We start from the raw sequence: 11,582 nt of genomic DNA on the forward strand, positions 1-11,582 counted from the left end.
TCGCTCCCCTGGCGTCGCGGAACCCCGGACAGATGTGGAGACGAGGATGCGAATTCTGGTGGTGGGCGCCGGCGCGGTTGGCGGATATTTTGGCGGGCGGCTCGCGGCGGCGGGCCGTGACGTGACCTTCCTGGTGCGCGACGCGCGCGCGCAGGCGCTGGCGCGCGACGGCCTCGTGATCCGCAGTCCGCGCGGCGACCTGACGCTGCCCGCCCCGCGCGTGGTGCGCGCGGGCGAGTCGGCCGAGCCGTTCGATCTGGTGCTGCTGAGTTGCAAGGCGTACAGCCTCGACGACGCGATCGCGTCGTTCGAACCGTTCGTCGGCCCGGCGACGCGGGTCCTCCCGCTGCTGAACGGCATGCGCCATCTCGACGTGCTGGATGCGCGCTTCGGGGTTGATCGCGTGCTGGGCGGGCTGTGCGTGATCGCGGCGACGCTCGATCGCGAGCAGCGCATCGTGCACCTGAACGACGCGCATGGCGTGTCGTTCGGCGCGCGCTCGGAAGGCGCGGCCGACGCCGCGCGCGCCATCGCGGACGTGCTGGCCGGCGCGGGCTTCGACGCCTCGCTGCGCGACGACATCATCGCGCGCATGTGGGAGAAGTGGGTATTCCTGGCGACGCTCGCGGCGAGCACGACGCTGATGCGCGGCGCTGTGGCCGACATCCTCGCCGCGCCCGACGGCCGTCTGCTGATCGAGACGTTGTACGGCGAGTGCCGCGCGATCTCCGGGCGTCATGGCCATGCGCCGAGTGACGCATTCGATGCGAGCGTGCAGCGCATGCTGTTCACGCCGTCGCCGCTCACCGCATCGATGCTGCGCGACCTGGAGAGTCACGCGCGCGTCGAGGCCGACCATGTGATCGGCGACCTGCTCGCGCGAGCGGGGGAAGCGGGCGCGGGGCTGTCGCCGCTGCGGATCGCCTACAACCACCTGAAGACCTACGAAGCGCGCTCGGCGCGCGAGGCCGCATCGGCCTGACTCGGCGCCCGCGCGACAGCGAACGCCGGCCGCCGCTGCACGGCGGCCCGGTCGGCGCGCTACGCGTCGATGTCGCGCAGGAAGGCGGCGACGGTGGTCAATACTTCGCCGCCGCGATCTCGATGCGGAACGTGCCCGCACGCGCGCAGGCAGTCGACGCGTGCGGGCCCGCTGACCCGCGACGCGATCCGCTCGGGGTGGCGCGGCGAGCCGTATTCGTCGTGCTCGCCGTGGATCGCGAGCACGGGGCAGCGCACGCGCGGCAGCAGCGCGTCGAGCGACCATGCCTGGAACCCGGGCGCGCACCAGGTATCGACCCACGCGCGCAGCACCCACGCAGCCTTGTCGCCGTGATGGCGCGCGAGCCGGTCGAGCTGGCCGGGCTCGGCGAAGGTGCGCTCGGCCGCGCGGATGCCGGCCAGCGTGCGCGCCTCGACGAACGCCTGGGCGGATTCGGTCACGAGCGCGCGGCACGCCTCGGGAAACGCGGCGGCGCATCCGACCGCCATGCCGCCGCCGACGCTATGGCCGAACGCGATGAACTGATCGAAGCCCAGTTGCGCGCGCAGCGCGCGGAACGGCCCGGCCGCTTCCGCCTCGACGAAATCGAGCGCAAGCGTGTCGCGCCGGGCATCGGATGCGCCGAAGCCCGGCCGGTCGTAGGCGATCACCGCGCGCCCGGTCGCTTGCGCGAGGGCGGCGGGAAACGCGCGCCATAGCGCGACGCAGCCGAGCGAGTCATGAAACAGCACGATCGGCGCGCGCTCGGCCGATGCCGCCGAGGGCCGCCAGCGGCGCGCGAACGCGCGCCCTTGGGCGGTCGCGATCCAGTGGTCGGTGGTCGGAGGCGGCGAAGTCAGCATGGAGGGAAACCGCGGGCCAGCCCGCTTACATCGGGTTCTGGCGCGAACACGATTGCATGATTTGCTGCAGCGCGAAGCTGTCGCGCACGCCGGGCACGTTTTGCAGGATGCAGGCGTGATAGGCGCGCTCGCGCGGCAGCAGCATCGCGCCGTCCCGGTAGAGCGACTGGCACGAGCTGCGCAGCACGTTGGCCACCGTGCTGCTCTGGCTGTTGCGCAGCGACTGCAGGATGCACTGGTCGTATTGGCCGTCGTCGCCGAACGCGTGCGCGGCGAACGGGGTGGCGAGCAGCAGGGGCGCGAGCAAGGCAAGTAGGCGGCGCATGGCGAACCAACGAGAGGCGCGGGGTGCGATGCAAGGATCTTAGCACCGGGGCGGGGGACGGCTGCGTGCGTTTTGGTCGGCGGGAGCGAGCGTGCGCGCCGTGTCGGCGATGTGATCGCGCAGCCACTGATGGTTGGGATCGCGGTGCTGGCGTTCGTGCCACAGCATCGCGATCTCGTAGCCGGGCACCGCGAGCGGCGCGTCGACCGCTTGCAGTCCGGGGCAGCCGCGCGCGAGCCGTTCGGGCAGCATCGCGACGATTCGCGGCGCGCCGTGATTTTCCGTTCCTGCTGTTCCCGAAGGCGTCCGGTGCGCTCGTGGGTTGCGCGGGCATCCATCGACCCGACTGGCGGGTGCGCTCGTTCGAAGCGGGCTGGTGGGGCGTACGGGGAATTGGGCGCGGGGTTGATCGGCGAGGGCGTGGCGGCGCTGCTGGCGTTCGCGTTCGACGCGTTGGGCGCGCGCCGGATCGAAGCGCGCGTCGATCCGGGCAACGTGCGCTGCCGGCGCCTGTGCGAGCGCGTCGGCATGCGGCTCGAAGGCGCGGGGGGCGAGCGCGACGGCGCGCTCGTCGACGCGCGGATCTATTCGATCGTGCGTTGAGCGCGGCGCGGTCGGAGGGCGCGATGCATCCGCTTGACGACGCTGTCCTGCATACCGCCGCGCGTTTCGCGCTGCATCCGCTCGATGCGTCGCATGCCGGGCCGATGCACGACGGCCTGCGCGATCCGCGCGCCTACGGCTTCATTCCCGACCTGCCCGCCCGCGAGCGTCGAGGCGCTCGCGCGCCAGGCATCGCCGGACGGCGCCGAGATCTGGCTGAACTGGGCGATCGGCGCAGCGCACGGCGCGTCCTTTGCCGGCTACGTGCAGGCGACGGTGCGGCCGGCGCGGGCTGCGGCGTCGATCGCCTGCCTGGTGTTTCCCGATCAGTGGCGGCGCGGCGTGGCGACGGAAGCGGTCGGCGCCGTCGTCACGCATCTGTTCGCGCGCTACCCGATCGGGCGGATCGACGCCGAGATCGATGCGCGCAACCGCGCGTCCATCGCGCTGGTCGAGGCGCTCGGCTTCGCGCGCAGCGGGCTGACCCGCGCGGCCGATACGTTCAAGGGGGCGGTCAGCGACGAGTATGGCCACACCTTGATCCGCCCCTCGCGCTGAACCCTGCTTGCGCCACATTCATGAGACCGCGCCGATCCTTACAGATGATGTAAGGATCGGCGCAGGCAAGACACCGGCCTTCCTCGATACGCGGACACTTGGACGCACTCGGAAAAAGCGCTCGGACGCATCGCGTCCGGGCGGAAGCCGCTTCTCGCGAAGCGGCGGAGGTTACGGGTCCGGATGCGACGACGAGCCCGGCTGGCGGGCTCGTCGCGGGGGAAAGCAGGGGAGCCGCCCGGTGCAAGCGGGCGGCGCGGCGTGCTTACTGACCGAAGAAGATCGAGTCGCGCGCGCGTTGCGACGTGGCGGCCGGGCTGCCGGCGCGCACCGTCGGCGCGGCTTGGGCGCCATAGCCGCTGGTGTCGGTTGCGCCGGCGACGCGGGCTTGCGCGGCCTGGATGTCAGCCGGGTAGTACGGGCTCGACACGCCCGGCTGATAGCCGGCCTTCTCCAGTTGCACCAGCTCGGCGCGCACTTCCGCGCGGGTCACGGGGCTGGTTTGCGCGAATGCGCCGAACGAGGCGGACAGCGCGGATGCGGCGACGACTGCATAAACGATCGATTTCATGATGACCTCCGAATGTTGTATTGGCGTCGCTCTCGACACCTTGTCTTAAGCGATTGGTTACATCGTAGTCATCGGAGATCTAGGGGTAAATACTGATTTCGACGATAGATTCTTACCTGGGGCGTAAAAATGGGCGGGCGTGAGCGCGATGCGGCGCGGGGCGCGCGCCGCAGCGTCAATCGGGCCGGCGGGAGTCGGCCGGATGCGCCGCATCGCGCGCGCCGTCCGCCGGCGGCAGGTCGAGGAAGCGCACGCCCGTCAGGTTCGTCGACTTGTCCCACAGCCGGGCCTGCATGGCGAGATCGCGTGCCGGATGCGGGATGCGCGCGGAAGCCGGATAGCCGCGCGTTTCGAACAGCCGCGCAGGGCCGATATAGGCCCCGCCGGGCAGATCGGGCGAGGTCGCCGCATACAGCGCGGGCAGCGCGCCCACGTCGGCGGGCTGCGCGACGAGACGGTTCGACCAGCGCATCGCGAGCGTGCCGAGCGCCGACTGCGTCATCGCCGGGCCCGCGAACTGGAGATTGGTGGCCGCATAGCCGGGATGCGCGGCGACGCTGCGCGCGTTGAGCCCCGCGCGCTCGAAGCGGCGTTGCAGTTCGAGCGCGAACATCAGGTTCGCAAGCTTGCTGTCGCAATAGGCGCGGTACTTGTTGTAGCTGCGTTCCGCGTGCATGTTGTCGAGCCGGATCCGGCCGAGCCGGTTGAAGCCGCTCGACATCGTCACGACCCGCGCACGGCGCGCCGCGCGCAGCGCGGGCAGCAGCAGCCCCGTCAGCGCGAAATGACCGAGATGGTTGGTGCCCATCTGCATCTCGAAGCCGTCGCGGGTGCGGCACAGCGGCAGGAACATCACGCCGGCGTTGTTGCACAGGATGTCGACGCGTCCGTGCCGTTCGTGCACGCCGTCGGCGAAGCGGCAGATCGAGGCGAGATGCGCGAGATCGAGCGGTTCGACCTCGATGCGGGCGTGCGGCGAGCGGCTGCGGATCGCGTGCGCGGCCGCGCGGCCCCGCTCGAGATCGCGGCAGCCGAGTATGACGAGCGCGCCCTTGGCGGCCAGCGTATCGGCGATTTGCCAGCCCAGGCCGCTGTTGGCCCCGGTGACGACCGCTACCTTGCCGCCTTGCGGCAGGATGTGTCGGGTGCTCCAGGCATGCATCGTGGCCTCCGTTGGTCGGCCGTCGCGGCCGGCGCGCATCGGTGTGTCGTGCGTAAACGGGACCGCTCCGACCATCACATTGATTGATGTAACGGTAATGCGGCCGAGCCGCAGGGACAAGGCATGAACTAGAGAATGGGTTCTAACCGGGGGGATGCGCGAGGCGCGCTTACTTGGCGCTGAGGAGCCCCAGCACTTCGGCGGCCGAGATCATCGCGGCCGCGTTCGCGGGGGCGGGGCGCTCGGCGGGGCGGAACACCTCGTCGCCGCGGTGGATCACCTGCCGCGACAACGCGCAGGTGCCGGTGCGCTGCGCGAAGCGCCGGCGCCAGCGTTGCTCGCCGTAGTGACAGCGGCCGGGTTCGACCCAGCGTACGACGAGCAGCGTATCGGAACGTTCGAGGATTTCAACATGAACGTCGTCGGGATCGAGCACAGGCAGGGAGTGGGTGGACTTCATTTTGCCGTTTCCTAAAGCTCGTGCGGTATCGGCCTAGGCAGTTATTGCAGCTGCGTTCCGTCGATTCCGTAGCGGTTTACCATGAGTGGATGCGTTAAATGTAAGCGGCCTCGCATGGAAAAAACATCCTGCCTGGATCAAATTACTTTTTGCCGATTCAGAAACAATCGAATCGTTATTCCACTGGGAAACGGGACAAAAAAACCCCGGACACGGAGGTCCGGGGCGTGAAAAGGTGGGCCGCACGGTGAGCGCCTGACTCGCATCAGCGCCGGGGTGAGGACCGCGTGGGAAGGCCCACCCGCGTGGACGTGGTGTCCGTCAGGGCTGGTCGTACAACGAGCGGCCGTTGATCGTAAACGGATCGCGGGCAACGTGCAGTGTCGCGCGGCTCCCGGCCTCGGCGCGGGGCGCGGCGTTCGCGCCGTAACCCGCGCGCGTCGCGGCGTCGGTCGCGTCCTGCCGCGCGGCGGCGGAGGGGGCGGTGGTGTCGGGCGTCCGCGCGCTGTCGTAGCGCGCGGACGCCATGGCGGGCGCGGCGGCCAGCGCGAGCAGCAGCGCGGCGGCGGCGGGCAGGGCGGCGAACGATTTCATGAGGGCTCCTTCCTGATTGCCTGCGGGGTCGCCCGGCTGCAGGCGCGAAGCCTGCGGCGGGCGGGTCGGTTCCCATCATGCGCCGGCGTACCCGATCGCGGCATGACGCACAGATGAAGTTTTTGTCAGGCGGACGCGGCGGGAAAGTGCAGCGAGAACGTGGTGGCGACGCGCGGCGTGCTGGTCACCGTGCAACGCCCGCGGTGCGCGCGCATGATCGACTGCACGATCGCGAGGCCGAGCCCCGTACCCGAGGCCGAGTGGTGGCGCGACGGATCGACCCGGTAGAAACGGTCGAAGATGTGCGGGAGATGCTCGGCCGCGATGCCGGGCCCGTGGTCGGTCACCGACAGCACGGTTTCGTCCGCGTGCCACTCGATCGCGAGCGTGACCGTGCTGTCGCGCGGCGCGTGCGCGAGCGCATTCGACACCAGGTTCGACAGCGCGCGCTGCAACAGCAGCGTATCGGCCGTCACGCGCGCGTGACCGACGACGTCGAGCTGCACGCCGGCCTCGTCGGCGATGAACTCGTAGTAGCCGGCGACGCGCTCGGCCTCGGTGCGCGCGTCGAGCGCATGCGGGGCGATGCGCTGCCGCGCGTTGTCCGAGCGCGCGAGGAACAGCATGTCCTCGACCATCCGCGACAGGCGCCGGTATTCGTCGACGCCGGACTCGATCACCGCGCGGTATTCGTCCGCGCTGCGCGGCTTCGACAGCGCGACCTGCGATTCCGCGAGCAGGTTCGTGAGCGGCGTGCGGATGTCGTGCGCGAGGTCGGACGAGAACTGCGACAGCTGCGCGAACGAGCGCTGGAGGCGCAGCAGCATGTCGTTGAAGGCTTCGCTCACCTCCTTGAGTTCGCCCGTCATGCCGGTCTCGGGCAGGCGTTCGTCCAGGCGGCTCGTCGAGATCCGCTGGGCCTTCTGCACCAGCTGGCGCAGCGGGCTCAGCCCGAGCGCCGAGATGCCGTAGGCGAGCGCCGTCATCAGCACGATGCCCGCGACGCCGATCACGACGATCGTGATGAACAGCGTATGCAGCAGCAGCCGGTCGCTCGACGCGTTGTACTGGATCACGATCCGCACCGGCTCGCCCGCGCCGCGCGCGAGCCGCGCGCCCGCGGTCAGGTAGCGCAGCGGGCTGTCGGGCACCAGCCGGCGCGCGTCGTCGGCGACGGGCGGATCGAGCAGGCCCGGGCTGCGCATCAGCGTGCGGCCGCGCGCGTCGAACAGCGCGATCTCGAGGTCGCCGTGGCCGTGCAGCTGGTCGAGCCAGAAGCGCGGCTGCGCGGCGACCGCGTCGGGCGTCGCGGCGTCGCCGAGATGCGACCGCAGCGCGCCCAGCAGGCCGTCCATCTGCGCGTCGGCCTGGCGCTCGACGCGCACGCGCAGCGATTCATACAGCAGCAGGCCGCTCAACGCGAGCACGAGCGCGGTGCAGATCGCGAACGACACCGTGAGCCGCAGCCGCAGCGTGGCGGGCAGGAAGCGGCTCATGCGTCGCGCGCCTCCAGCACGTAGCCCATGCCGCGCACCGTGTGGATCAGCTTCGGCTCGTAGTCGTCGTCGATCTTCGCGCGCAGCCGGCGGATCGCCGCGTCGACCACGTTGGTGTCGCTGTTGAAGTTCATGTCCCACACCTGCGAGGCGATGGTCGCGCGCGGCAGCACCTCGCCCTCGCGGCGCATCAGCAGCCACAGCAGCGTGAATTCCTTCGCGGTGAGCAGGATCGTGCGGCCCTGGCGGGTGGCCTTGCGGCGCGTCAGGTCCAGTTCGAGGTCGGCGACGCTCAGCTAGGTGGCCTCGCGCGGCTTGCCGCGCCGCAGGAGTGAGCGCACCCGGGCGAGCAGCTCGACGAAATCGAACGGCTTCACGAGGTAGTCGTCGCCGCCGAGTTCGAGGCCGCGCACGCGGTCCTCGACGTTGTCGCGCGCGCTGAGGAACAGCACCGGGGTCGAGCGCGAGCGCCGCAGGCTCTCGACCACGCTGAGCCCGTCGCGGCCCGGCAGCATGATGTCGAGGATGATCAGGTCGTAGTCCTCGGTTTCGGCCTGATGCAGCCCGGTGACGCCGTCATCGACCCAGTCGGTCACGAAGCCGGCTTCGTTGAGCCCCTTGCGCAGGTACATGCCGGTTTTCGGTTCGTCTTCGACGATCAGGATGCGCATCTTCGTTTACCTCGTTGAAAGGCCCAGCCGCGCGAGCCAGCGCGCGGGCAGGCGGCCCGCGAGCCACGCCGCCAGCGTGCGCCGCAGCGAATGCGTGTAGGCGAGCCGGTACAGCACCGGCAGCACCAGCAGCGTGAGCAGGGTGGACGACAGGATACCGCCGATCACGACGGTTGCGAGCGGGCGCTGCACTTCGGCGCCCGTGCCGGTCGCGAGCGCCATCGGCACGAAGCCCAGCGACGCGACGAGCGCCGTCATCAGCACGGGCCGCAGCCGGGTCAGCGCGCCCTCGCGCACCGCGTCGTCGAGCGGGCGGCCCTCGTCGCGCAGGTTGCGGATGAAGGAGATCATCACGAGCCCGTTCAGCACGGCGACCCCCGACAGCGCGATGAAGCCGACCGCCGCCGAGATCGAGAGCGGGATGCCGCGCATCCACAGGAACACGATGCCGCCCGACAGCGCGAACGGAATCCCGGTGAACACGAGGAGGCCGTCCTTGACGTTGTTGAACATCATGAACAGCAGCAGGAACACCATCAGCAGCGCGACCGGCACCACCACCTGCAGGCGTTCGGCCGCGCTTTGCAGCTGTTCGAACTGGCCGCCCCAGGCGATCCAGTAGCCGGACGGGATTTTCACGTCGGCGCGGATGCGCGCCTGCGCGTCGGCGACGAACGAGCCCACGTCGCGGCCGCGCACGTTCGCGCTGATCACGATGCGGCGCTTGCCGTCCTCGCGGCTGATCTGGTTCGGGCCCGGCGTCACGTCGACGCTCGCGAGTTCCGACAGCGGCACGAAGCGCACGCCGGCCGGCGCGCCGTTCGCGACCGTCGAGCCGCTCGCGGGCGTCACGCTGAACGCGGCGGGCGCGGCGTCGCCGGCGGGCAGCGCGATCGGCAGGCGTCGGATCGCGTCGATGTCGGAGCGCAGCGCGTCCGGCAGACGCACCACGATGTCGAAGCGGCGGTCGCCCTGGAACAGCGTGCTCGCGGTCTTGCCGCCGATCGCCGCCGCGATCGCGTCCTGCACCTCGCCGATGTTCACGCCGTAGCGCGCGAGCCGCTCGCGCGCGAGGTTGACGGTCAGCACCGGCAGGCCGGTGGTCTGCTCGACCTTCGCCTCGGATGCGCCGGGCACCTTCTGCAGGGCGTCGAGGATCCGCTGCGCGGTGCCGTTCAGCACGTCCATGTCGTCGCCGAACAGCTTGACGGCCACGTCGCTGCGCACGCCGGAGATCAGTTCGTTGAAGCGCAGCTGGATCGGCTGCGAGAACTCGTAGACGTTGCCGGGGATCTGCTGCAGCGCTTCCTCCATCTCGGCGCGCAGCGTGTCGCGCGACTTGGACGGATCGGGCCACGCCTTGACCGGCTTCAGCATGATGTAGGCGTCCGACTGGTTGGGCGCCATCAGATCGGTCGCGACCTCGGCCGTGCCGGTGCGCGCGAACACGCGCTCGATCTCCGGGAACCGCGTGGTCAGGGTCTGCTCGATCGTGCGCTGCATCTCGAGTGATTGCGTGAGGCTCGTGCCCGGCACGCGCAGCGTCGAGACCGAGAAATCGCCTTCGTTGAGGCTCGGGATGAACTCGCTGCCGAGCCGCGTCGCGAGCAGGGTGGTCAGCGCGACGATCGCGACGGTGCCGATCAGCACCGGCCGCGCGCGCCGCAGGCAGATGTCCAGCAGCGGCGCATAGGCGCGCCGCGCCCAGGTCATCAGGCGGTTTTCCTTCTCCTGCACCTTGTCGCCGATGAACAGCGCGACCGCGGCGGGAATGAAGGTGACCGTGAGCACCATCGCGGCGGCGAGCGCCATCACGACGGTCATCGCCATCGGATGGAACATCTTCCCCTCGACGCCCGTCAGCGCGAAGATCGGCAGGTACACCACCATGATGATCACCTGGCCGAAGATCAGCGCGCGGCGCGCTTCCTGCGACGCCGAGAACACCTCCGCGAAGCGCTCCTCGCGGGTCAGCGGGCGGCCGAGCGCGGTCTGCGCGTGCGCGAGCCGCCGCACGCAGTTCTCGACGATCACGACCGCGCCGTCGATGATGATGCCGAAGTCGAGCGCGCCGAGGCTCATCAGGTTCGCGCTGACTTTCGCGTTCACCATGCCGGTGAAGGTCATCAGCATCGACAGCGGGATCACGAGCGCGGTGATCAGCGCCGCGCGCAGGTTGCCGAGGAACAGGAACAGCACGGCAATCACGAACAGCGCGCCTTCGAGCAGGTTCTTCTTGACGGTCGCGACCGCCTTCTCGACCAGCACCGTGCGGTCGTAGACGGGCACCGCCTTCACGCCGGCCGGCAGCGAGCGGTTGACCTCGACCATCTTGCGCGCGACCGCGTCGGCGACCGTGCGGCTGTTCTCGCCGATCAGCATGAACACGGTGCCGAGCACGACCTCGCGGCCGTTCTCGGTGGCCGCGCCGGTGCGCAGCTCGCGACCGACGCCGACCTCGCCGATGTCCTTCATCCGCACCGGCACGCCGCCGACGTTGGTCAGCACGATGTTCGCGAGATCGTCGACCGAGCGCGCCTGGCCCGGCACGCGCACGAGATACTGCTCGCCGCGCTTCTCGATGTAGCCCGCGCCGACGTTGTCGTTGTTGATCTTCAGCGCGCGCACCACGTCCGCGAGCGACAGCCCGTAGGACATCAGCTTGGCCGGATCGGGCGCGACCTGATACTCCTTGACGAAGCCGCCGATCGAGTTGACCTCGGTCACGCCGGGCACGTTGCGCAGCTGCATCCGCACCACCCAGTCCTGCAGCTCGCGCAGGTCCATCGGCGTGTAGCGGCTGCCGTCGGGCTTGCGCGCGTTGTCATCGGTCTCGATGGTCCACATGTAGATCTCGCCGAGCCCGGTCGAGGTCGGCCCCATGATCGGCGCGACACCTTCCGGCAGCCGGTCCTTGGCCTGCTGCAGGCGCTCGTTGACGAGCTGCCGCGCGAAGTAGATGTCGGTGCCGTCCTTGAAGATCACGGTGATCTGCGAGATCCCGTAGCGGGAGATCGAGCGGGTCTGCTCCAGGTGGGGCAGGCCCGCCATCACCGTTTCCAGCGGATAGGTCACGCGCTGCTCGACTTCGAGCGGCGAATAGCCGGGCGCGGGCGTGTTGATCTGCACCTGCACGTTGGTGATGTCGGGCACGGCGTCGATCGGCAGCTTCTGGTAGCTGTAGACGCCGAGCGCCGCCGCCGCGAGGACGGCGAGCAGCACGAGCCAGCGGTGCGCGATGGCGAAGCGAATCAGGCGCTCAAACATTCGAAGGATTCCAGGGATCTAGTGAGGTCC

The 11,582-nt window shown here is 69.9% G+C and carries 11 protein-coding genes and 2 pseudogenes; 3 read left to right on the forward strand and 10 right to left on the reverse strand.

Features of this window, described 5'->3' with window-relative positions; genetic code table 11:
- Positions 1-46: 46 nt before the first annotated feature.
- Positions 47-982, forward strand: a complete 936-nt coding sequence (gene panE, locus Bsp3421_RS07825; RefSeq protein WP_273997814.1) for a 2-dehydropantoate 2-reductase — start codon at positions 47-49, stop codon at positions 980-982.
- Positions 983-1,041: 59 nt separating this feature from the next.
- On the opposite strand, the gene Bsp3421_RS07830 is transcribed toward panE, so the two are convergent.
- The 3 genes and pseudogenes from Bsp3421_RS07830 to Bsp3421_RS07840 form a co-directional block, all read right to left on the reverse strand.
- Entirely contained in the window at positions 1,042-1,845 is an 804-nt protein-coding gene (locus tag Bsp3421_RS07830; protein ID WP_273997815.1) for an alpha/beta fold hydrolase, read from the reverse strand.
- A gap of 25 nt (positions 1,846-1,870) precedes the next feature.
- Entirely contained in the window at positions 1,871-2,170 is a 300-nt protein-coding gene (locus Bsp3421_RS07835) for a VF_A0006 family four-cysteine protein (protein ID WP_273997817.1), read from the reverse strand.
- 39 nt (positions 2,171-2,209) lie between these two features.
- A pseudogene (locus Bsp3421_RS07840) lies at positions 2,210-2,431 on the reverse strand (hypothetical protein); the annotation flags it as partial.
- A 159-nt stretch (positions 2,432-2,590) separates the two neighbouring features.
- Between Bsp3421_RS07840 and Bsp3421_RS07845 the strand changes: the two are divergent.
- Together Bsp3421_RS07845 and Bsp3421_RS07850 are read left to right on the forward strand one after the other, a co-directional pair.
- The gene (locus Bsp3421_RS07845; protein WP_273997819.1) at positions 2,591-2,773 is read left to right on the forward strand and encodes a GNAT family N-acetyltransferase; all 183 of its coding nucleotides are present in this window, start codon (positions 2,591-2,593) and stop codon (positions 2,771-2,773) included.
- A gap of 93 nt (positions 2,774-2,866) precedes the next feature.
- A complete protein-coding gene (locus Bsp3421_RS07850) occupies positions 2,867-3,331 on the forward strand; it encodes a GNAT family N-acetyltransferase (RefSeq protein WP_273997821.1) in 465 nt (154 codons plus the stop codon).
- 265 nt (positions 3,332-3,596) lie between these two features.
- On the opposite strand, the gene Bsp3421_RS07855 is transcribed toward Bsp3421_RS07850, so the two are convergent.
- The 7 genes and pseudogenes from Bsp3421_RS07855 to Bsp3421_RS07885 all read right to left on the reverse strand — a co-directional run bounded on the left by Bsp3421_RS07855 (position 3,597) and on the right by Bsp3421_RS07885 (position 11,552).
- Positions 3,597-3,902, reverse strand: coding sequence for a DUF4148 domain-containing protein (locus Bsp3421_RS07855; RefSeq protein WP_273997822.1), 306 nt, complete (start codon positions 3,900-3,902; stop codon positions 3,597-3,599).
- 175 nt (positions 3,903-4,077) lie between these two features.
- Complete coding sequence (locus tag Bsp3421_RS07860) at positions 4,078-5,064, reverse strand: oxidoreductase (RefSeq protein ID WP_273997823.1); 987 nt, start codon at positions 5,062-5,064, stop codon at positions 4,078-4,080.
- A 169-nt stretch (positions 5,065-5,233) separates the two neighbouring features.
- A complete protein-coding gene (locus tag Bsp3421_RS07865; protein ID WP_273997824.1) occupies positions 5,234-5,524 on the reverse strand; it encodes a DUF3331 domain-containing protein in 291 nt (96 codons plus the stop codon).
- 321 nt (positions 5,525-5,845) lie between these two features.
- Entirely contained in the window at positions 5,846-6,118 is a 273-nt protein-coding gene (locus tag Bsp3421_RS07870; protein ID WP_273997826.1) for a hypothetical protein, read from the reverse strand.
- A 125-nt stretch (positions 6,119-6,243) separates the two neighbouring features.
- On the reverse strand, positions 6,244-7,614 hold the full coding sequence (locus Bsp3421_RS07875) for a heavy metal sensor histidine kinase (RefSeq protein WP_273997828.1): 1,371 nt from the start codon (positions 7,612-7,614) through the stop codon (positions 6,244-6,246).
- Positions 7,611-8,285, reverse strand: a pseudogene (gene irlR, locus Bsp3421_RS07880) (heavy metal response regulator transcription factor IrlR). Before irlR ends, Bsp3421_RS07875 begins: the two are co-directional and overlap by 4 nt.
- Before the next feature lie 6 nt (positions 8,286-8,291).
- Positions 8,292-11,552: an efflux RND transporter permease subunit gene (locus tag Bsp3421_RS07885; protein WP_273997829.1), complete on the reverse strand. Its 3,261-nt coding sequence runs from the start codon at positions 11,550-11,552 to the stop codon at positions 8,292-8,294.
- Positions 11,553-11,582: the final 30 nt, after the last annotated feature.

This window comes from Burkholderia sp. FERM BP-3421 (assembly GCF_028657905.1).
GTDB lineage: Bacteria > Pseudomonadota > Gammaproteobacteria > Burkholderiales > Burkholderiaceae > Burkholderia.

What these genes read in the sequence shown, in the direction of transcription:
- Bsp3421_RS07875 (WP_273997828.1), bottom strand. Translation starts at nt 7,614, where the DNA reads ATGAGCCGCTTCCTGCCCGCCACGCTGCGGCTGCGGCTCACGGTGTCG.
- Bsp3421_RS07830 (WP_273997815.1), bottom strand. Translation starts at nt 1,845, where the DNA reads ATGCTGACTTCGCCGCCTCCGACCACCGACCACTGGATCGCGACCGCC.
- Bsp3421_RS07855 (WP_273997822.1), bottom strand. Translation starts at nt 3,902, where the DNA reads ATGAAATCGATCGTTTATGCAGTCGTCGCCGCATCCGCGCTGTCCGCC.
- Bsp3421_RS07865 (WP_273997824.1), bottom strand. Translation starts at nt 5,524, where the DNA reads ATGAAGTCCACCCACTCCCTGCCTGTGCTCGATCCCGACGACGTTCAT.
- Bsp3421_RS07835 (WP_273997817.1), bottom strand. Translation starts at nt 2,170, where the DNA reads ATGCGCCGCCTACTTGCCTTGCTCGCGCCCCTGCTGCTCGCCACCCCG.
- Bsp3421_RS07885 (WP_273997829.1), bottom strand. Translation starts at nt 11,552, where the DNA reads ATGTTTGAGCGCCTGATTCGCTTCGCCATCGCGCACCGCTGGCTCGTG.
- panE (WP_273997814.1), top strand. Translation starts at nt 47, where the DNA reads ATGCGAATTCTGGTGGTGGGCGCCGGCGCGGTTGGCGGATATTTTGGC.
- Bsp3421_RS07870 (WP_273997826.1), bottom strand. Translation starts at nt 6,118, where the DNA reads ATGAAATCGTTCGCCGCCCTGCCCGCCGCCGCCGCGCTGCTGCTCGCG.
- Bsp3421_RS07850 (WP_273997821.1), top strand. Translation starts at nt 2,867, where the DNA reads ATGCCGGGCCGATGCACGACGGCCTGCGCGATCCGCGCGCCTACGGCT.
- Bsp3421_RS07860 (WP_273997823.1), bottom strand. Translation starts at nt 5,064, where the DNA reads ATGCATGCCTGGAGCACCCGACACATCCTGCCGCAAGGCGGCAAGGTA.